This is a genomic window from Pseudoalteromonas phenolica, from assembly GCF_044788725.1.
GTDB lineage: Bacteria > Pseudomonadota > Gammaproteobacteria > Enterobacterales > Alteromonadaceae > Pseudoalteromonas > Pseudoalteromonas phenolica_C.
The window spans coordinates 1,478,169-1,500,243 of record NZ_CP173161.1 but is presented as its reverse complement, the minus strand read 5'-3'; the positions used below and the strand labels follow the sequence as shown (position 1 = coordinate 1,500,243).

Genomic DNA, 22,075 nt, shown 5'->3' with positions numbered 1-22,075 from the left:
TCAAATTTTCCCGAAAAAATTTAGCAAATGCTCAGAGGCACCACTACCAAAAAACCATTCCACATTAATAAGATCATCTGATTTTTGCTTTATCACAGGATGCGGGGGGCGAAAAGACGAAATCATTATTCCGTGCCCTTTCACACCACCAAAATGTTTAGTAGTTTCACTCAGCTTCAAAACATGGTTCGCTTCAACCTTTCCACTTTTACATTCAATAATGAATAATCGATATCCATCGGTACAAATAACATCAAACTCTTGATAACCGATATTTTCTTTAAACCCATCATGGTAATACTTAAAGTTATCGTTGGAGTCGACGTCCGTAACAGAAACCTCTAACCCAAGGCGTAAGTCTTTTAGAACAGCAGATTCCTTTAAGGGAAGTAACACACTAAAAACATACACCTCTAGCCACTTACCCATAAGAAACTCTAGAAAATCAGGGAATTTATCAAACACAAATGACTTACCACCAATTGTTAGCTTTGCTTGTTTATCAATTGTCAGTTCAGCGTAGAAATCATTCCCCCAACTTTTGAATGATTCATCAGAAATATAATTTTTCAGCTCACGATACTTTGACGCGATCAAGTTACGATTTTCCCAAATTATCTGAGAAGCATTAATAATTTCTCGAGAAAGTTCTTGTTCTGTAAGACCAGGCTTCGATACGGTTAATCCATCACCGTTCAACTTCAGAAATGTTTCAACCGAATCTACTGAAACAATCTCACTTTTAGTAAAACTATTCAGATTGATCACCTGTTTCTTTGAAAAATCGAAATAAAATGGCGTTGCATTCACCTTGCGACAGGCGGCAAGAGCCCCCGCATACATCAACTTGGTTCCGCCAGTTAAGTTGAAGCCGATCTTCGCATCGGTAGGCATTTTCGCGATCAGATCCAGAATCGTGGCCCTGACATTTTCAGGGTCATACGGGTCCACCGCAATTTCACCGTATTCAGCTTCTCCAAGAAACTGTTTCATAACATCGGCAGGGAACTGTGCGGAATTCACAAAGATGTGCTTCCCGCTTGAAAACTGGATCACGCCAAGCAGGTTCGGCATCCGCTGTTCGCCGAACAGGTGAAAAATGGCATCATACTGATCAGATTCCGTATTGGTTGTTCGAACCTGTCTTCCATGCCATTCCAGCCACTCGCTCGGCAGGACGATTTTTTCCGGAGGTCTTCCTGGCTGAGAAGATGCGATAAGACGTTTTTTTAGCGACGGATGCCTCAGGGCCGCAAAAGCCCAGACGAAAGCCATCACCGGAGTACCCGGGCTCAGGTAGAGCGTAACCAGCTTTTCTCCTTCAGCTGCGGCAACCGCATTCAGGGATTGAGTCGCGGCCTCATAGATGCCCTCCGTGTCATTGAGATGCGTCAGCTCCACAGAGTGAAAACGCACATCGACCTTTTTACCGGCATCGCGAAGCTGTTTCTTTAGCCATTCATCGAAATGATTGTGCGCAGCCCCTGTATTTGAAAACAGGTCGATAAACTGTCTCGCAGCAGCCGGATCAGAGCCTTCAACACCTGCAATTTTTTGCTGAAATTCATCAGCTTTTTTTTTGGGTTTATCCCGGTGCGTAAAGCCGAGGATAATCACATCGGTGTAATCTTCCGCCAGCAAAGCTCCCAGAACGGGGCCGGTTGTCTGTTCCAGTCCGAGTGAGGCCCTGAAATCAGTCATTCCATACCATGTCATTAAATATTTCTTCAATTTAAACTCCCTTGACTTTTGGGTACGAGTATTTGTGCTATCTGTTCACCCGCATTAATTATTTCGCCGACTTTGACGTACACCTTGACAACAAGCCCGTCAACAGAGGTATTAACTTTTTGGGTGTTACCTTCCTCATTATCTATTTCAATAATAATGTCGTTATATTTGACAATATTGCCTGCAAAGCAAGGAATATTCTGAACCGTACCTGTTGTGATAGACCGAGGAAATTTTATTGTTGCCGTATCAAATATTATTTTTCGTTCTTCAAAAGAAAGCTTATGGGCAAGCGACAATAACTTACTTGCATCAATCAATTTCTTTTTATAGAGTTCGAGAATGACGCCCCCAGTCATATTTGGATGCTGCAATGCAAGGTCGAACTCCTTTTTTGTGATTTCGTTGTCACTCCAGGATCCGCGGTTATTGAAATCAAATTTTCGATATTGACTAGCGACTTGTTGTAAGGCTTCAAGTGGACATCGTGGGTTACTGATTGCCGCTTGACGAACTAATGGGCTTTGATCTTCAACTAACTGTTTGAGCTTTTCAGGTGCGATATACTCATTTGACGCAGCATTTTCTTTTTCCGCAGGTGAATCGCTTTCACTTATTGTATTAATTCTCTCAAGCTCTTCGTCTGTAAGAGAGGCCGCTTTCAGGTTAAATGCCTTAAACAACTCCTGATAAATAGAAATCTTATCCTTAAGAACGATACTTATTGGCGTAATCAGGTTTATATGCTTATTAATAATTTCTTGAGTTAGAACAGACTCATTACTACGGAACATACTCTCTAATGCATCATTGATCACACATTCAATATCTGCACCAGAGAAGCCTTCAGACATAGTTGCCAACTTTGCAAGGTCGAGTCCTTTAGGCGGTGGGGTCAGTTGATTTGTTTTAACAGTGAAAATCTGTTTTCGCTCACGTTCACTAGGTAAGTTAACATAAAAAATTTCATCAAACCGTCCACGTCTCAATAGCTCCGGTGGGATATTGGTAATGTCATTTGCCGTCGCAACAACAAATACAACCCCAGGTTTCTCTTGCATCCAGGTGAGAAAATAACCAAAAAGACGGGTTGTGATTTCTGCGCTTCCGCCGGCTCCATTAATTCCTGAAAAAGCTTTTTCAAGTTCATCGATCCACAAAACACAAGGGCTCGCTTGTTCTGCAATTTTAAGAGCGGCTTTCATATTGGCTTCACTCTCACCCACAAACTTCCCCATCAAAGAGCCAATATCTAAGCGAAAAAGAGGAACATTGAATAATGAAGAAACGGCTTTTGCACTCATTGATTTTCCACATCCCGGCATACCTGCTAAAAGCACGCCTTTGGGAGCCGAAATACCCAAGCTCTGGGCTTTTGTTAAATTATCAATGATGTGTTTCTTGTTACGTAACCAGCTTTTAAGCCGCTCCAAGCCACCAATTTGTCCAATATCTATTTTACTATCGACCAGCTCCAATAGACCTGAGCGAGATAACTCTCTCTTTTTTAAGGCCAAAGCATCCCCCACAGATTCCTGTGTAAATTTGTCCTTATATTTGTTTTTGAGCGTTTCGAATATTCTAAAAACCATGTCTCGCTCCATCCCAGACAATATGGCTTTAAGCGAGTTTCTCACTGCTGTATTAACAGAGATAGAAGAATTGTTTAAAAGCATGTGAAATATCTCATCAACTTGAGATAACGAAAGAGGAGTACAAGAGAAAGGGAGTAAAAGATCTACAAGGTCAGGAAATTCTATACTCTGTTTTGACACTAAAAAGATCGCAGCCTGCCCTTTAAAATAACGCTTAATCCTTAACAGTTCCTGTTGCAATCTGGCAATAGATCTAATGTCATCTTTCAATACAGAATAGGCGTTTTGTATAACATAAATCCTACCAGTGGGATCGTCATCAGCTATTGCTTTAAGATCCTGAAACAGTGATGGTTCTTGATCCTGTACCAAAGCCCGTTTAGTCTTAAAATCAACCCAGCCATACCCCAGATTCCATTCCTTTACTGTGAAGTTCAGTTGCGTGGCAACCGCTTCAATTTCTTCGTCGATTCTATTGAAGTCCTGGCCCAGAATCTGAATTCCCGGAACGCCTGAACAAATGGCCTCAATAATTCCCTTAACATCCATGTTTAAAACCCAAATAGAGAGGCCACGCCACTACAGACTGATGAAACTCCGCTACTTATCGCCGAACCGACCGATTTAATGGAATCAACGACTGTAGATACAATCTTCTTTCCACCTTCATAAATGGCTTCGCCAACGGTACTGCCTGCAATTCCACCTACAACACCACCCACAACACCTCCGATAGCTGTACCGACTGGTCCTAGCGCTGTTCCCAGCGCAGCACCAACACTAGCTCCCTTAGCTCCGCCAGCAAGTCCTCCCACAAGGCTGCATGTGGTACTTCCAGCTTGATCTAGCGCTTCTGCACCGGTAATTTCTCCCTTTGCGAATTTGTATAGAATCTTGGCATTTTCAATACCTATACAAACAGCATTAGCAATTCTTCCAGCAGGTGTGTTTTTTAACGCATTGCCAAACCAGCCACTTTTTACTGCTACGGTTACACCACCAGTAACAGCAACGGTTAGTCCCGAAGTTGCTGCGGATTTCAATGAGCTCTGCACAAATTCTTGAAGGTCTTCTTCTGCACTATTATTTTCTTTCCCTGTTATTCCATTCCATATCCGCCGCCCTAGAATACGAGCGCCTTGAAATCCCACAGACAATAAAGCCGCAGCACCAGCTTTTTGCCCGATATTTTTTGCAATATCGATCCTGCTTGTCTCGTTCCAATCATATTGTTTGGCCTCAGCCTCTTCTTGTGCTCTGCGTTGTCTCTCTTTGGCCTCTTGTTTAGAAAGTGGCTTAGATTCGACACCATCAATTTCGATTGTTTCAGTACTTCCAGGAATATCTTCAGACTGCCCTTCTGGCACTAACTTGCGCTGCCCTCGGTAATCTCCTTTTTTAAGCATGGTGTCTGTCGCATCCGCATCTGCACCATATTTTGCTTGATAGCGACGGACAATTTTTCCTTCACCGTTCTTAATCACAATATCAACTGAATTTTTGCCATATGTCTGGCCGGGTTTGGGTTGTAATACTTCGGCACTGTATTCACTACCTTTAGCTACCGCATCAAGGTTGAATGTATCAACATGATGTTGTTCAGCAATAAAACCATCCAGATTAAGCTGCTGATTCAACTGGCCATCATTTCGGTAAAGCAAATCAATGTTTGCTTTGTTTGCCGTCTCAATGGCTGTATCAATTTTAGTAGCGTAAGCTCCGAAGTTAGTCACCCCACCTGCGGTTGCACCTTGCTCAATTTTCCCCGCCAACCAATTGTTAGTGCTTAATCCTTTACTGTGGTGTTCCGTCAACTCTTGCTGAGCAGACTTGAAAACCGCCACCTCCTCAACAATCTCGCCAGCGGTTTGTTCGATCTCCTCTTCCGTCTGCCAAATATTTGGATATTTAGCGAACTCACGACAAAGCCAAGCCTTATTGGATAGTTCAGGAGATTTATCTCTGTAGGAACGAATAAATGAACCTATAACTCCGCGCGTTTTTTTTGCACTCTCCGACGTAACCTTTATCTGTTCAGCTAAAGCATCTGCCTGAGCTTCACCATGAGATGCGCCATTCGCTATCAGTTCTGGCAAATCCAAATTATCCTGATTCCTATCCATTTTGCTCTCCTACCAATAACCTTGATCATCATTCTCAATAGAGACTGACGCAGCAATATTTGACTTCGTACGCTCATCCAACTCAATTGACGCCGGTACCACGTTCGGGTTCTTGGACTGGGTACGCATGGTCACCGACATGGTCACTCGCTGGAAAAACTCATGCAGCTGCCCGGCATTTTCCGCATAGAAAAGGTCATGGGGCGTGCCCTCGATAAAACGCTTCAGAACCGTCTCATCCGCATCCCGTCCGATAGCCATTGCCATACGGTCACATTTGGAAGAGCGTCCTTCGGAGATAAAATCCTCCAGCGGCCTTTCCCATCTGTCATTAGGCTGCCCGTCTGAAACAAGAACGATCGTCGGGCGGTAAGCACGGGAAGGAGTGGTCTCCTTGTCCTCGATCATGGCCTTGGCCATTTTGAGGGCAGTTCCCATTGGGGTCATACCGTTTGCCTGCAGACCTTGCCACTGCACCTGAGAAGCCTTGGTATAGGGCACCTGCAGCTCAACCTGATTGCCGAAAGTGATGACGGAAACAAGAATCTCCGTTTCCATCTTTTCTTCCTGAGCAAAGGTATCCAGCATATCCTCGACAGCCTTGTTAAGGTTGTCGATTTTATCTCCGTACATGCTATAACTGACATCCAGAAGCAGAACAACGGGAAGCGGTTTGGCGGTCGGGGTGGTGAACTTTTTTGGATCAAACATGAATCATCCTCCTGATTAATTAGCTGGTTTCAATTTCATACAATTCTCAATACTCGGGAAAAAACTCAGCAGGGTTTCTGCTCCCGACAAACACTTCGCAGACCAGTCGGCCCCGATCCACTTTGTAAGCGGTCCTGAGTTCAACCTGCTGCCCATTGATTAGTTTTGACAAAGCATCCTTCACTTTCTGTCCTTTGGCCGTATGCAACTCTGGAGCATCGTATCCAGCAGGACGGACTCTGGTTCCCTTCTTACCGTTCCATTTCCACTCAGGTGACACCGCGAAGGTATCGCCGTCGATAATTAAAGTGACACTGAATACTGGCATTGTTGCTCCTTTAGTTTTTCAGCCGATTACTTTTCTTTCTGCATCTTCCTTTAAGCAGTATGTATGCCAAAACGCTTAAAACCAATTAACCACCAGTTATTAAAGGGAAAAATTATACCCAATGGTGTGAAGGAATGGTTAGTACTTCAACTTAGGTTGATACACTTTCAACCAAGATTTAAATTTATCGCTTAGTATTATTCAAAAACTTGTGCACCGCCTGAGGGGTTACACCTAACATTCTCGCCGCCTGACTCTGGTTGCCGTTAGCTGCTTCAAGCGCTCTCAAAATCATCTGTTTGCGGGCACTGCTAATAAACTCATCCAGAGAAAATCCCTCGTATGGCTCTGGCAAAACATCCAATGGGTCGGCATAGGTGATCGGTTCGGTAATAAGCAGGTCCGAAGCATCCAGCACCTCCACACGGCTCAGTCTGACAGAGCGTTCGATGACATTTTCAAGATCCCTGATGTTGCCTTCCCAGTTGTGGGCCTGCAGACGGCTGAGCGCGTCGGTAGTTAGTCGGCGATGTCTTTTCAAAGAGGTATTCAAACGATCTAGGATATGGAGTACCAGTTTGGGAATATCTGAACGCCGCTCACGCAAAGAAGGCAGTTTGATCTCACCGACATTAAGCCGGTAATAGAGATCTTCCCGGAAGCGGCCTTGGCGGATTTGCTTACGAAGCTCTCGGTTGGTGGCCGCAACAATCCGAACGTCAACGGCATGCCCCTTACTATGCCCGATCGGCTCGACAATTCCATCCTGAAGAACCCTCAAAAGTTTTGCCTGAGCAGGCAGAGGCAATTCTCCAAGCTCGTCGAGAAACAGCGTCCCCTTGTCAGCCGCATCAAATTTTCCGGTCTGATCGTTCACCGCTCCGGTGAAAGCACCTTTTTTGTGTCCAAAAAGAATGCTTTCAACAAGATCCTCAGGGATTGCAGCGCAGTTTACAGCGACAAAGGTTTCCTGTGGGCGACCACTCAATGCATGGACATATCGGGCAAACAGTTCTTTTCCGGTGCCGGTTTCACCTGTGATCAAAATTGGAGCTAGCGATGAGGCCAGCATGGCACCCATCTCAAGGGCTTTGAGCATAGCCGGATGATCTCCGACAATCCCGAGCTGTGCTCTGACCGAATCCACATCCATCTCATGTTCATCAATCGTGAAGCTGGAGGATTTGAATCTGACCGAAGGAAACTCATCGGATGATAGCTCTATCTCACTGAGCAGTGGTCGGTCCTTAGTTACAAACCGTGGAGGCCTTACGTGAAGAATCTTGGCAGGAATTTCACCTGATGCTGCCAGCAGCACCCAACAAGCATGCATTTGCGGTGTTCCCGACGCTACCGATATGTAGAACTTTGCATGTTTATGCTCTTCTTGAATGGTGAGAGCGAACTCTTTCAGTCCTTTGAAAATATCATGATAGTTGGTCGGATCTGATAACTTCATGTCCAAGACATGCACAATGCATTGAGGATACAAATTCTTGATAGCTTCTTTTGTATTACTACTGGCCTCACGAGTAGCTGAAGTGTCAAACAAGTAAACGATCTGGAAGGTTTTGGCTTTTAACACACTAAGTATTGGGCCTGGTTGCTCTTCTTGCTCCACTAGACCTTTACTAAAAGGGTCATTAAACCCCGTAAAACTTAAAAGAATATTCATTATGCATCCTTGCCTTTCTTAATTAACCCCAAGCGCCTTAAACACTGCATCGACGGGGTCTGCATAAAAGCTGATCTGGAATTTTGAGAACAACTCAGCAGGAACCGTTGGAATATCTGAGGCTGAGGCCATTGGGAGCAAAATACGTTTTGCGCCACTATCCATTGCTAACTGAAGACTGCCTGCAAGATCTTGAACAGGATTGACGACACCACCTAAAGTCATCTCACCCAAAACAACCATCTGCTCTTGAATCGGTCGGTTCATCAGAATTGAACAGAACGCAATCAATGCAGCGAGCGATGACTTTGTACTTGGCCCCGTATTGTGGAGCTCAACAACATGGAGGTGATACTCATGATCAGAAAACTTCGCCGACGCACTGATTCTATTCAGATTACCTTTGAAATAATCAAAGCCAACACGCACAGCTTCTTTCGCTGCGGTATTCGAACCAAGGCCAGACACTGAATGTTTGCCAGAACCAGCCATCATCTGGGTTTCATAGCGATATAACCCAAGCTGCCCAGTGCTTCCCTGAGTAACCAAGTGCACAACACCAGCGCGAGGTAAGCCCTCAGGAATTAGCTTGCTGCCACCTTGTTCCGGTACATTAACGAAGAATTCTTCTAATGACTCGTTATCGATGTAGCTAAAGTGCACATCAAAAAATTCCATTCCGCCAAGCTTTTTCAATTGCTCTTTGACTCTACGTCTAGTTTCCAGCGCATAGGTCAAGCAGGCTCTTACATCATCTTTTGTGTACTGTGCGTCGGGGTGTAGTAGCTTTAACAAGCCCGAAACCGTTCTGCGTACAGCAATTACATCACGCTGATTAAGGTTATTACCGAGTTTGAAGAACTTCTCGATAGCATCCGCAAAACTTCTTTTGCGCATTTCACGCATGTATTCAGCAAGATAGTCTGTGATTAATCCGTAACTATTGGTGAAAAACTCAGGACGCATCTTCGGTATTTCCCATCCAGGAATATAGGAATGGAAACGGTCAAAAAAAGCAGTGTCAATCATGGCATCAGGAAAAGGTGCCAACAGATGACTGGTCTTCACCAGTGTCTCAACGCTTTGATTGATGTTACCGACGAATACCATGGAAGCCTTCGCTTCGATTGAATCACGACCACGGGCAAAAGACCCTGACGCCATATAATCTTTCATTATTTGAACGCCGTCTTTGTCTTTGAAGTTAATACCGGCCACTTCATCAAATGCGACAACATCCCACATACCAACCAACCCAACTTGGCGCGAGCTCATGTTATAGAACAAGTTCGCCACAGTTGTTTGTCCGCCCGAGACAAGCAATGAATTTGGTGAACACTCTTTGTAGACATGGCTCTTACCTGTCCCTCTTGGTCCGAGCTCACACACGTTGTAGTTGTTTTCAACGAATGGGATCATGCGAGTAATAAGATGCCATTTCATCCGATGCTCTAAGTTGGTTGGCTCCATACCCACGGAACGAAGCAACACATCCATCCACTGATCGGTACTAAAATGTCTTCTGGTTGAAAACACCTCATCCATGTTCATGGACGGCATTTGTATCGGTTTTAAACTCATAATGGAGAAAGGTGATGTCTTCTGACCTTCCTCAAAGAAATACTGCACGGTAATAATGCACCAGATACCGCCAGTTAATAATTTTTCGTTGTCTTGTACAATTTTGGTCGGTACAAGGGCATCCTTGATCCCCAGGTTCGACAACGCAGCTTCATAGACGTCTTTTTTCTGATTGAGCTTAACGCTTACTTTGTCGATGATTTTAAACGTGCCGCGTTCACGAATCAGTGACTTCACTTTCTCCGCTTCATCTGGTCGAACATAGTTCTCAGCCAAGATTTTTTTCACATTCTCAAGGCCTTGCATTACGACTTCGTCGTCATCGGACGCACAATACATGCCTAGTAAATACTCCAGCACATAAACAGGGACGTTAGCGCCTTCTTTCAATTGCTTTGTCAGATCTTTTCGAACGACACGGCCTTTAAAATATTGATTGAGCAATGCGTCTAAGTCGGCGCTTTGCATCTGATTTTTTTCGTCTTTATGATCTTGTGAAAAATCAGTTGTCATGTTTCACCCCAGCGCCTTAGAAAAAATCATCTTGGAATGCCAAATCAATGGTTACCGCGTATTGGCTATAACGGGTTCTCATTTCCGCATTCTCAAGAACTAATGTGTATTGAGCGTTCCTGTCGAACTGCGAACCAATTAGTTTTAACCTAGCTTCGCGAGTACGCTCATCCATCACTTTACTCACGCTATCAAAGTTAATCGTTTCACGACTGGATACTTCATTACCTTGTGCATCGACGATATAGACATCCAACAACCGTGCGACAAAACGCTCGCCTACAGGGTCTGTCTGAATAAATCTGACCTTGTCGATATTGTTTACTAATTTGATGGGCTGAGTGGCTGCTACAACACCTACCGGTTGTTTCTCATGTTTTGCTGCTTGTTCTTTTTGCAGCTCGCGCACATGTAGTACCGGTACGCAGATTTCCTGTAGCATCGCTCCACCGTGCACAAACTTGGCACCACCAACGAAGTGGAAGCGTTGAGCCGCTTTTGGAAGCAGGAACTCGGTATCACTAGAGCCATGAGCCGTATCGTTAATTGAGCCTTTCCAACAGGCTTCATCTGAAGGCAAGTTATTACCAACGATATAACGCTTCTTGGCTTCTATCGCGCCAGCAGGTTTGGTTTTCAACGAGGTTTTGTCAGCAGCTACAAGAGCTTTCTGTTGGAATAGGAAGCCATGGTCAGCGGTGATCACAACTCGGCTGCCGTTTAGACGGTTGATGACCCGCCCAACGAGGTCTTTTAGCTCTTCAATGGCACTACGACAGGCTTCAAACGTTTTCTCTTCAGTTGCAGCCTTATCACCAATTGCATCAATGGTATCGTGATAGATATAAACGACTTCTACGTCTCGAACCTTGTCACGCCCCTCCTGGTTACTCCAGCTCATCAGTTCCTTAGAACTCACTGCCATACCACCAACCTTATGTAGGATGGAGTTACGATTCTCTAAACCCTGTGAAGAAATACCATCCACATAAACAACCGTGCCACCGCTTGTGCCAGAAGTAGAGAGCGGCTGGTAACTGAGCGCCTTATGAGGCAATAATGCCGCCATCCCAAGTTGGGTATAACTCGGCAAAACGCCCAACTGCGTAGACACTTCAGCTTTAAATCGCTTCTCGTTGTTAATGATAGCGCCAAGCTCATTCGCAATTTCAAATCGCAGGGCATCAGAGATGATCACAAACACTCGTTTTGTCTGTTTCAGACTCAGTCGTGTGCGAACTTCTTTTTCATAGAAGTCATACTGGTGCGGTACGCCAGAAATCTGCCACTTTTCAAGTAATTTCTCATTGGCCAAATGGCGATCCCAGGCAAGGCCAAGCTCATATAAGTACCAGTTGGTATAAATGCTTTCGACTTCGTCGTCGAGCTGACGCAGTATGTCTGCTCCTTTACTCAATACAGAGTGCACATGCTCATTGAACAAACGGTAAGCCTGGTCAAAACGATAAATGTCTGTGGTATAGGCGTCGTACATTGCTTTCGCGTTATCAAAGTGGAACCCGTCTACATAGCGATTTCGCAAGTGCATTAACTCTTCAGCGTTGCGGATAGCTTCATAAATTGCGAAGTATTCTTTGCCATTCTTTGAATTAGGGTGTGTCCAGTGGCTAGCAAGACGTCTTGATAAGACCGTATCAAACTGAACCCGGTCTAGCGCTTTACTGCTATCGAGCAAATCACGAACTAAACCACGGATTATGGCCTGTTCCACAGCCTCGAACGTTTCGCATTCGATAAGCTCAACCGGATGGTACTGGCCAGCACGAGTCGAAATTTCCAACTGTTGGCTAAGCACCTTAGAGATGCTTTCGTAGTAAGCGGCGAAAGAGCGGCTGTCGCGCCAGCTCACCATAAACGCCAAGGCTGTCGCCCGGCCTGATGCGCTTTTTAGAACATTGTTAAGCAACCAATCGCGTTCACCACATTCAATTTGGCTCCAGAGTTCAGTACAGAACAATTTCAACACGAAGTCTTGGAAGGTTGGCTCTTCGACTGTATAGCCAAAACCCTCACTCAGATATGCCCAGAGTGAGGTCTCAAGATCAAACTTTCCTAGCTGGCTCCACACTTGTTTAAAGGCATCGGGCTGGCCAAAGCTTTCATCTTCATATAAGCCGTCAGCGCCTGCGGCGGGCGCGTCTAGCGCATCAGAATAAGCGCGTAGTAACCCAAGCAGAATGTCCGATAAAGACGCAGAATCAGCTTTTACAACCACTGCCATCATCTTCCTGTCTAACGACAGTTCGTCTTCGTTCTCAGTCACCCACTTCTTTAAACCGGCTATGCGCTGTTTATTAGCAAAAAAGCTCTGGCGCTTACGAATGTGCGTGCGAAGCGCCATTTTCGGGATACCTAATTCATTAAGCAGCATTGAGCTGTGATCAGCAAAAAACTGCTCGCTATACAAACGCACGTCTAGCAACCAATCGCGGTCAGGGTCTGGCTCAGCGCTTGGAAAATAGATAAGGAATTTAGCTTCACGCTCATCTACTTCAATACGTTTTTTCACTGCCAATACAGACTCATTTCCCATATTGAGGATGGTCAAATCATTTGGCAGTACTCTGACAGTTCTATCTGCCGCTTTATCACCTGATTCTTTTGCAAGCCCTTCTTTCGCAATAGATAGGGCGTTAGCTAAATGCTCAAGCTCTTCAATAAAACTTTGTTCTGGGTCGTACCAAAACACAATGCGGCTTTGTTCGAGTTTGGCAGCGATACCTTGCGCGAGTTCACTAATCTGCATCCGCTATTCCTTGAGTAAAATAGTTTACTAACTCAGTGGCACTAGGACAGTTTTGGTGCTGAGCAGCATGAACTAATGAAAAGCCGTGATGTTTTGTAATTTTCTTTGCAAATGAAATTTTCTGCCCAGGGCCTCGCTTTCCTCTTTCGGTAGCGATCTCTTTTAACCTATCCCATGGCATTGTTTGCGTTTGCTCTGGCTGTGCCTCATGAAAGTTAGAGTCATCTAGCCAAGAATTCATTGCTGCACTATCTGCGAGATACCACGCTTCTAATGCTTTCACCGCTACAAAAGAAAACTGAATAGACTCATTTTGTATACGCTGCCGCACTGCATCAACACTAGGCTCATTCTCGAGATCTGTTAATACAAAAATATGGTCAACAGCTTCAACATCAAAGCGTGCTACAAACGATTCAATATTTTGAGGCAACAGATTACCACCACCCTTGGCATCAATAACGGGCGTAACCAACTCATATCCTTTTCCATCTAGAAAATCTCTAAATTGAGTTGATTCAACGATAACTTTCTCGCTACCACCTTCAACGATAAAACCAACTTTTATCTTTCTGTTCACCGCTACCATGGCAAACCTCCATCAAAAAGATTGGTTAACCATGCGGTATCTAATGGAATTTTTGTTTTATCTACCCCAGAGTCTAACGCGCTTTGCAATTGAGTTTTCCCATCGGCTTTACTCGCAAAATAGAGCTCATTCGTTTCTAAGTTACGAACCACAGATTCGCTATGGGTAGTGATAAAAACAGGATGCTCAGTTGACGCATTGTCACGCATTAATGAAACCAGTTCTGAAATGGCTTTCGGGTGAATCCCTCTCTCTGGCTCTTCAATAATGGTAATACCGGATGATTTAGAGCGGCTAAGAATGGCTGTTAATATACACAGCGCATAAATGGTTCCATCAGAGATTAACTTAGCTGGAAATCTAGCCCTTGTTCCCTCTTCCTTAAAAGTAATGACAGTAGATGAGTCTAGACGCTGCTTTTCGGTCGCAACAGTCTCCATTCCCGGCACAATTAGCTCTATCCACTCAATGATTTGCTCTCGAAAATCCTCATCTTTTTCAAGAACAGATAGCATAGTGGCAATATTTTTACCCTGAGCATCTAAAATACTGGCATCTGCCGTTGACGTATCGGGCTCTTTTGCCGCAAAGGGGTCAATGCGAAAAACTCGTATATTGGTTAGAAATCCATATAAAGGATTTTTACCCAATAGCATTAACGCTGACATCTCCTTGGGATAATCCGGTAGTTTTTGTAAGGGAGCCCCGTCAGTTAGACTAATTAATGTTTCGCCCGCTGCTTTGCGGTCTATGATGCTAGCCTGATTGATTTTTAATGACTCTTGTAACTCAGGGGATTTATTTAACGCACGTATTTTTAACGAATAATCAAACAGCATTCCGTCTATATCAATCGACAAGGCAAAAGACATGGTTGTGCGCTGCTCTTTTCGAAACTTAAAGCAATGAATTTGGCTAAAACCACCAAACTCACGAATGGCTTGAATAGCCCCTCGCTGCACGACAGCGCCTAAAAACACCAGAGCATCAACAAGGTTACTTTTTCCTGCACCATTCGCCCCGGCGAATACTAGAAAAGGAGAAATATTTTCCAGCGACACATGGGCAATACTTTTAAAACCTTTAATTTCAAGTTTTTGTATATTCATTATATTACCTCCGGGGCCGAACCGGTAATGGCCTTAACATCAGCCAACAGATCACCAAACTTGCCGTAATTCACTTTCACGCCATTATCGAGATCCAGTGAAATACGCATATCAGCGTAGTGTTTTAGCTTGTCATCAAACTCTCGTAGCTCGACCTGTTTCTTGATTAAGGCATCCAACTCTTTCTTGAAGCGGTTCGCTTCACTGGTCGAGTCTGCCGTTTCGATCTGCTTCTCAAGCTGCTCAGCATAAGCATCGTATTTTCCGAGTAGCGGGGTGACATACTCGGTACGCATACGAGAAAGTGTGCCCTCGTTGTAGCGATGCAAATATACCAGACACTCAAATGCCTTCTGCTTACCAGAACTAAACAGCCAATAAATCGGGCGTTTTTTGTAAGTCTTCAGATGGTCTTTGTAGAACTGGGTCGATAAATAACGGCGAATCGTCTCCAGCGCTGATTCAGACTGCCCTTTTTTAGAGATTGGTTTAATAGCATTTAAGCATAGTGATTCGGCAATAAAATCGAGGTTTTCTTGTAAGTGTTCCTCACCCCATACGACCTGAACAAACTCACGGAAACGGTTGGTAGCATCATCTTTGAACCACTCTTGGTCGGTGAGCGGTATAATTCCATCCTCATCAGCAACGAATGATTGGTAAGTGCCATTGGCTATAAGCTTTTCAAATTCTTTATTTCCTTCATGAGCATATACTAGACCACCTCTGTCTAATGAATACCGCCCCATAATACAACCAATAGAATAGCTAACTAATGATGAACAATAATCGCTCACACTGAGTTTATTTCTTTCGCTCTCACTTTTAGACTTATATTTAAAGTGTCTATTCGAAATTAATGAAACATCTTCAAAATCAACACCAAAGTCAAAATCGCCCTCAAGAGATGCCAATTCGATAGTTAATTTATTATTTTTTTCCTCTAGAACCATCAGTTCCTTGGTCCTAGCACTTGATAAGCGTGCGTAAGCCTCATACGATTGCTTAATAAATTCTCCAGAATAATCATGCCCGATAAATTCATAGTTTTCCTCAAAAAGAGCCAAGTCTTCAGCGCAGATATCAATCATTCTATCGACATCAGAAACTAGGTCTTTATCATTTCGAAGAATTGCAGGTAATGCGCCGAAGTCACCCAGCTTAAAATGCATTGATGGATTAAAAACCGGACCAAGATAGGTGATAACTTTCGTATTACATAAAGCTAAAAGTGCATATAGCTTTTCTTTATTCTCACTGAATGCAGAATTAGCAGCTGCATCAAACCCAAAACCAGCAGGGTAATATCTGAAAGATAAATTTCCCGTGACAACATCAGACCATGAAACTTGAGGCCTAAAAAAGTAATTGGGGTTCCTAACAGTAGACTTCGGTCGAAAATCAAAAATTTCCTTACCATCATTCTCCCAGTTGATTACATAATCATTGTTCCCTAGCCATTTCTTATAGCCTCCTCCTTTGTTGTGAGGAAACCACTTTTTATGGCTTAATTTTGCGCTATCTCTATTCTCAGAATCAAAACAACAAGAATCAAAAGCCACTTCATGCCAATATCTTAAAAATCTGTCATTATCAGCACTAGTAATGCCATTCTTAGATTCAAACTTTTCTTTTAAGCAGCCAAATTTAGAGAAAGTTTTAATTAAATTTGTGCTAAGCCAGTATGCAATCGGGCTGTTCGGAATTAATTTAAAGCTATCCTGGCCTACATCCTGAAATATATTCTCTTTGTTTTGAAGACATTTACGCTTTTGCTCTTCATTACCTTCAACTAATCTTATAAAAGCTGGCTTTGCTTCTAAAATTTTTGCGTTAGAAATAACCCAAGCACATGTTTGAACCACCTCACCAGAAATCTGGCTAAAAGCTCTTGGACCAAGGTGAGCTAAAGAAACAATAGTTTTATCTTCTAATACTGCACTTCTAAGCTTCGCGTAGGTGGACAAAAACATCCAAGCCTGCATATTAACTTGTGCGTTATAACCATTCACTGACAACAAGTTAAAGGCTCTTTCCATAAAAATAGCAAAGAGGTCAGATTTGCTATTTGAATAGTTTTTCTTCGCAAAGTCTTTCAAATCTGCATTCATACCTTTGCTGCCCATATATGGAGGGTTTGCAATAACAGCATCGTAACGAATAGATAAAACCAAAGCCTGATGAACAAATTCAGTCAATTGCTTCGCCGCAGGCTTTTCCATTGAGTCGCCTGACTCTTGTAGCTCGACTAGAGTGCTCATTAGCTCTTTTAGCTGTTCATGCTCATCGCTTGGAACATCAATCAAAGAACCAAAGCTCTTGGATTGAGTAAATCTTGCCAATGTTCGCTTCAGCAGTTGGTAGCGGTTGTCTGCATTGAACGAGCTTAAATCTTGCTCTTCATCTGAGAACAAGTCCTGGGACGTGCCGCTTTGCCAACTTCCCGATAGGTTGAGTGCTTTCCACAACGTCGGCAGGTCAATATGGTTACTTTCCTGCAATGACAGTACATTGAGTCGCACGTTACGGGTAAAAATACGCTTATCGTCATCTCTAGCCATCATCATCAGCGCAAAGCCAGATAGCTGTGCTGCACGATCATCTATGTCTAGGCCGAAGAGGTTGTTCTCCAGAATCATCTTTGGAATATCACGAGAGCGGAAACCACGTTCTTCGTAAATGGCTTTTAGTACGTTGTAAGCTTCAATCAGTATGTGGCCCGAGCCACAAGCGGGATCGAGTACTTTGATGGTTTCCGGTTCAATAGATTCTGGCGTAATAGCCTTTAGCTGTTGGTTAACTTCATCAGATTGTTCAGCTGGCTCAATGTAGTATTCCATCTGCGATTTAATGGCAGAATCTGGATAGGTTTGCAGCCATTGACGACCGACTGAGTTTTGTACCAGGTACTTTACAATCCAGTTAGGTGTAAATAACTGGGTAGCGGCAGGAATATCTTCACTTTTGACCACCTTACCCATTACCTGATCTTTCTTTTCAGAAATGTAGAACTGGTAAAGCCAGCCAATAACTTCTACCTGTTGCCAATCTTCTTCAGGGATGCCGTCTACCAATCCACGCAGTATTGAGTCGGTACGAGTTAGGTTGTCTGGTAGCAGAAGCTCAGTTTCATCGTCCAAAGCGTCGAATAAAAAAGGCATAGCTTCATGTAGCTTATGGCACTGGCCTAACAACAGTTCACGATACAGCTCTTCGTCTTTGTTGCCCGCAAGCTTGAGTTCGATAATGCGAGCTCTATCTAACCCGAGTTCATCCGCAGCGTCTTGGGCATGGTCGATAATTTCAAAACCTTTAGGGTTGTCTGGGTGCGACAAAACACGAAAACCGTGACCTAGGTAGTCATGGATTTCCATATAGCGAATAGCACACAGACGGTTGAACCAAGTATAAGCTACCTGTTCCACGAGCTGGTTATAGCCCATTGCCTGAACCTTTTTGACCAATCGCTCTCTGGCAGTTTTTACGCTAGGCTCGAAGGTTTTGCCTTCAATTAGCAATACTGAGCCTTCTTGTTTTGCCTCTGATATCTGTTTGTCGCTATATATACCTAGCTGGTTTAGTTGTTTTGAAACTGCGGTGATAAATTCACGTCTAGCTTGAGGGGCATACTTTTTTAGTTTCGCAGTATTCATAATGTTCTCGCTGTTCCGTGACCACAAACACCTTCGATGGCTGTGGTCAAATCTGTTTTAAACTGGTTGTAACTAGGCATGTCTATGCGTGTGATATCTATCCCTGCTACCATTTCATATTGATGTTCAGTTGTCGCATTTTGCCCTAACAATCGAGCTAAAACTTTCTTAGGGGCATTTTCATCTGATGCAGCATCATTCCCTGACAGTTCGGTTTCTAAAGCTGTGCAATGAGCATATGGATCCTGCTTTTGACTACATATCAACCAAGCTTCTGAGGTTGGTTTGGGTATCATCGGTATCCCATGTACGCCTTCAATTCCATTAAAGCCAAGCATGATAGATTGATGTAAATCATCAAAATCACACTTATCGGTATCATGAAAATAGAAAGCCAGCTGATGTCCATTGTCTTTTGCATAGCCTGCCATTGTTGTGGCTCTATTTGCATGCTCGACGAAGCCTTTTTTTAACTTTGTACTTGGTCGATGTTTACGAACACCCTTAGCTTGGCGTGCCAACTCGTTGCCTGAAATACAAGTTATCCAATTATTGGGGGATTGAAAATCTATATTATCTGCATTCCAATCAGGGATAATTTTCTGCAATAGGCGAACCGCTAACAATGCCATGGGACCAAGGTTGTAAGATGCCCCACTAGATATTGAATGACCATTATTTGATCCCCCCATATCTGAGCCACCTTCACCTGTTACCAAGATGCTTGTAATCATAATGAACCTACCGACTCAACTCTGAAGAGTTTGCCAGAAGCTCGGCTTCATCGGCAGCATCTTTTAGGTAAACGTCAAGCATGGCATCGCCAGGAGCCAGCGAATTAAGTTTCTTAGTCAGAGATGGTAAGGCAAACAATTTGGTTGCTTTGGTATGCCCTTGTTTATTTTTATAAACAAGTATTATAGAACTCTTCGCTAAATCATCTTCTATATAATTCAATACCATTGGACTGTGCGTTGTAATCAACACTTGCTGAGGTGAGTTTATGAATGCCTCGACCAATTTTTCGGTTATTTCAGAGTTCACACCATTCTCAACTTCATCAAATTGCTGGAATCTTGAACTAGACCTTTGACTAGCCAGTATGATTAAAATGCGTAACATACCATCGTTGATATGCTTGGCATTAGTTACAACATCAACGTGAGAACCATCCTCATTATAAAACCGCTCTGTTAGCAAAAGGCTTAATGTGCCATCCAACTCAGTTTTAGTATCAATATTCACAACCTGAGGAAAATAACCATACAAGTTTGTTCGCAAAGTATCTCGCGCACTTTTTTCCAAATTGTGGATATAACTAATCAAGTACTCACCAGCACTACCTATTTTTCCTGCTGAAGCAAAACGACCTGAACGCATGACCTTAGGTGATAAAAGGTCATGACTATCAACATTAGTCATAAAGTTTCGAAAAATGACTGCTTCTTGCGGTAAAGCCGAATCATCCAAAGCAGACAATATTGAACCTGAATATTTGAAAATAAGGTCTGGAAAACTGTGACGCTTAGTTTTGAGTCTTCCCTGATATAGACGTAACAGCTTATGACCGTTAGCTAAATCCGTTAGTGTCTCACTTGTACACAGGCCTCTTTTCCAGTTGTAAGTGGCTTCCCAACGCAATTGCTTATCTGAAAACTCTATATCGAGTTCCAGATCAAACGTTTCTCTTGTAGGGAAAAAATGAGAAGCAACATCTTTTTCTTCCCAACCTCTTTCACTTAACCAACGGTCAATTTTTCCTTCAATAAGAGCAGATACATAACTAAACAGTTGTAAAACCGAACTTTTCCCTGCGCCGTTTAAACCAATAATGCAATTAAATTTCGAGTCAAGGTTTAACTCAAAATCAACTAACGATTTGAATGCGCTAACGCTTATTCGTTTAATCATGGTTAGTTTGTCCCAATCTAATAAGCTCAGAGTTATTCAAATTTGGCTCAGGCCTTAGTGCAGAAATAATACGGGCAAGCAGTGTTTCCTGACGCTCGCGGTAAAAGTCCATAAACTGGTTTAGTTGTTCGGGTAATGATGTGATGGCTTGCGATTGCAAATGTGCTTGTCTTGCATTCACATCAGGCCACTGCTGCGCATACCATTCATGGGGCATTTTTTGCCGCTTCTGATTATTGATAGTCCCTTCCAACAGCTGAAGGTTTGGCAGCTTGTTAGATGCCTCGATGAGCTCATCTAGCTGTTCAGCAGGGACACCAACTTTTGCAAGCTTGTTACGTGTAAACAAACCTTTGGGGTAAATGTGGTCCACATGAAAGTGTCGTGAAAAATCGAATCCAGGGAACAACAAAGTCAACAAGGCAAAGGTACGCGGATTACCATAATCCAACTGTGCTAGTTCACTAATTTCCTCTCGGTCAAAGCGCAACGATTTACCACGCTGTTGCATGGTCGCTTCAATTTTCGCTAGCGGGAAACCCGTATCACCCGATTGTTTTATGTCTGAGCGAAGCATAGTAAGCAGGGTATCCAAACCACTTCCCCAGATGCCTGACGCTTTCAACAACGACCTAACAAGCCAGTTTCTGATGCATTCTCTATCGACCGCATATTCAACCCTAGAAAGGTAGCTTGCCGTTAACTTTCGGTGGTGCAGGTAATAAGCCAACGGGAGGATGGCACTTGTTGCTCTAAGGTTTTGTGCATTAAAACCAAAACTTGCCAGCAACTGCATTGAGAGCAATAACGCATCACGAATTGGCGTCCAGTTCTTTTCGAGAATCGCCATGTTTTCCTTGTTAAAGTTCTCAACCTTAAAGCCCACGCTACCGATGTCAGAGAGCATTAAGCCTGCTTTTAAAACGAGATCTTTTGATACGTTGAATCCATCACCAACACGGTTCATCTCATCCACTAATGCATGAATTTCTTCACGGGCATCTAACGAGCTCCACTGCGCTACTGCTATTGAAAGTAGTAAGTCTGAGTAGGACAAAGTAGTGCCGCCGCTATTCATGCGGATAAAGATATTCAGAACACGTTCAAGGCTCTGATCACTTTCTTCGTAAAACGAAATCTTGTCTTTGTCATGGATGGTTCGATACAAGTGACGAAGAGTTGAGCGAGCCTCTTTGCGTTGCTCCGAGCTCAACCTAGCATCATCAGCAACTTCATCGATAAGTGCATCTTCTTCCTCTTCCATGATCCGGCCTACACGGAACCAGTATTGTTCAGATGCATCCAAAGAGGCTTTATCGTCGGTTAGGAACTCAAAGTCATACATCGACCCAGTTTCTAAGTCAGGCTGGCTTAACAGATTTAAATGAAGCCTGCGCACAGGGAAGGCGTCATCATTGCTCCACCATTTACCTGTCAGCTTCCACGCAAATGAGCCGCGTAGGCCGATATTCAAAGCAGTAATCCGCTGCTGTCCATCTAGGACGGCAATGAACTCACGTTCCGGTAACTGAGTGACATTTTCACAATGGTAGTTATCTCGCTCATGGTAATGCTGCATGAACTGATAAAACTGATAGCTATCCCGGTTCTCTGGTTTTATCTTCCAGAATAGAAAGGTCCCAAACGGGTAACCTTGCAACAGGCTATCAAATAGACGACAGATCTGTTCTGGTCGCCATACAAACTCACGCTGGATGGCAGGTAACAGGTATTCCTGCTCAGCAACCTTGTCGAGTAATGATTTTATTGTTCCACCCGCTTGATACAT

14 protein-coding genes are annotated in these 22,075 nt (G+C 43.6%); all 14 read right to left on the bottom strand.

All coding sequences use genetic code 11. The features are described from left to right. Positions 1 to 1,731 (bottom strand): Card1-like endonuclease domain-containing protein, encoded by a 1,731-nt coding sequence (locus ACH784_RS06955; protein WP_404394582.1) that lies wholly within the window; start codon positions 1,729 to 1,731, stop codon positions 1 to 3. Further along, positions 1,728 to 3,875 (bottom strand): AAA family ATPase, encoded by a 2,148-nt coding sequence (locus ACH784_RS06950; protein WP_404394580.1) that lies wholly within the window; start codon positions 3,873 to 3,875, stop codon positions 1,728 to 1,730. The genes ACH784_RS06955 and ACH784_RS06950 overlap by 4 nt, the downstream gene beginning before the upstream one ends. A 2-nt stretch (positions 3,876 to 3,877) precedes the next feature. Further along, entirely contained in the window at positions 3,878 to 5,449 is a 1,572-nt protein-coding gene (locus ACH784_RS06945) for a hypothetical protein (RefSeq protein ID WP_404394578.1), read from the bottom strand. Between the two features lie 9 nt (positions 5,450 to 5,458). Beyond that, positions 5,459 to 6,160 carry a VWA domain-containing protein gene (locus ACH784_RS06940; protein WP_404394576.1) on the bottom strand — a complete coding sequence of 234 codons (702 nt, stop codon included), beginning with the start codon at positions 6,158 to 6,160 and terminating at the stop codon, positions 5,459 to 5,461. 46 nt (positions 6,161 to 6,206) lie between these two features. Continuing rightward, positions 6,207 to 6,488: a thermonuclease family protein gene (locus tag ACH784_RS06935; RefSeq protein WP_404394574.1), complete on the bottom strand. Its 282-nt coding sequence runs from the start codon at positions 6,486 to 6,488 to the stop codon at positions 6,207 to 6,209. Between the two features lie 184 nt (positions 6,489 to 6,672). Next, positions 6,673 to 8,163 (bottom strand): RNA repair transcriptional activator RtcR family protein, encoded by a 1,491-nt coding sequence (locus tag ACH784_RS06930; RefSeq protein WP_404394572.1) that lies wholly within the window; start codon positions 8,161 to 8,163, stop codon positions 6,673 to 6,675. 18 nt (positions 8,164 to 8,181) lie between these two features. Continuing rightward, entirely contained in the window at positions 8,182 to 10,257 is a 2,076-nt protein-coding gene (gene brxL, locus ACH784_RS06925; protein ID WP_404394570.1) for a protease Lon-related BREX system protein BrxL, read from the bottom strand. Positions 10,258 to 10,273: 16 nt separating this feature from the next. Beyond that, positions 10,274 to 13,024 carry a BREX-1 system phosphatase PglZ type A gene (gene pglZ / locus ACH784_RS06920; protein ID WP_404394568.1) on the bottom strand — a complete coding sequence of 917 codons (2,751 nt, stop codon included), beginning with the start codon at positions 13,022 to 13,024 and terminating at the stop codon, positions 10,274 to 10,276. Continuing rightward, the gene (locus ACH784_RS06915; RefSeq protein ID WP_404394566.1) at positions 13,014 to 13,613 is read right to left on the bottom strand and encodes a DUF4276 family protein; all 600 of its coding nucleotides are present in this window, start codon (positions 13,611 to 13,613) and stop codon (positions 13,014 to 13,016) included. Before ACH784_RS06915 ends, pglZ begins: the two co-directional genes overlap by 11 nt. Continuing rightward, complete coding sequence (locus tag ACH784_RS06910; protein WP_404394564.1) at positions 13,607 to 14,722, bottom strand: AAA family ATPase; 1,116 nt, start codon at positions 14,720 to 14,722, stop codon at positions 13,607 to 13,609. Before ACH784_RS06910 ends, ACH784_RS06915 begins: the two co-directional genes overlap by 7 nt. Further along, positions 14,722 to 18,375: a BREX-1 system adenine-specific DNA-methyltransferase PglX gene (gene pglX / locus ACH784_RS06905; protein WP_404394562.1), complete on the bottom strand. Its 3,654-nt coding sequence runs from the start codon at positions 18,373 to 18,375 to the stop codon at positions 14,722 to 14,724. Before pglX ends, ACH784_RS06910 begins: the two co-directional genes overlap by 1 nt. Beyond that, positions 18,372 to 19,109 (bottom strand): hypothetical protein, encoded by a 738-nt coding sequence (locus ACH784_RS06900; protein WP_404394560.1) that lies wholly within the window; start codon positions 19,107 to 19,109, stop codon positions 18,372 to 18,374. Before ACH784_RS06900 ends, pglX begins: the two co-directional genes overlap by 4 nt. Before the next feature lie 7 nt (positions 19,110 to 19,116). Beyond that, entirely contained in the window at positions 19,117 to 20,286 is a 1,170-nt protein-coding gene (locus tag ACH784_RS06895) for an AAA family ATPase (RefSeq protein WP_404394558.1), read from the bottom strand. After that, positions 20,279 to 22,075 (bottom strand): DUF262 domain-containing protein, encoded by a 1,797-nt coding sequence (locus ACH784_RS06890; RefSeq protein WP_404394556.1) that lies wholly within the window; start codon positions 22,073 to 22,075, stop codon positions 20,279 to 20,281. Before ACH784_RS06890 ends, ACH784_RS06895 begins: the two co-directional genes overlap by 8 nt.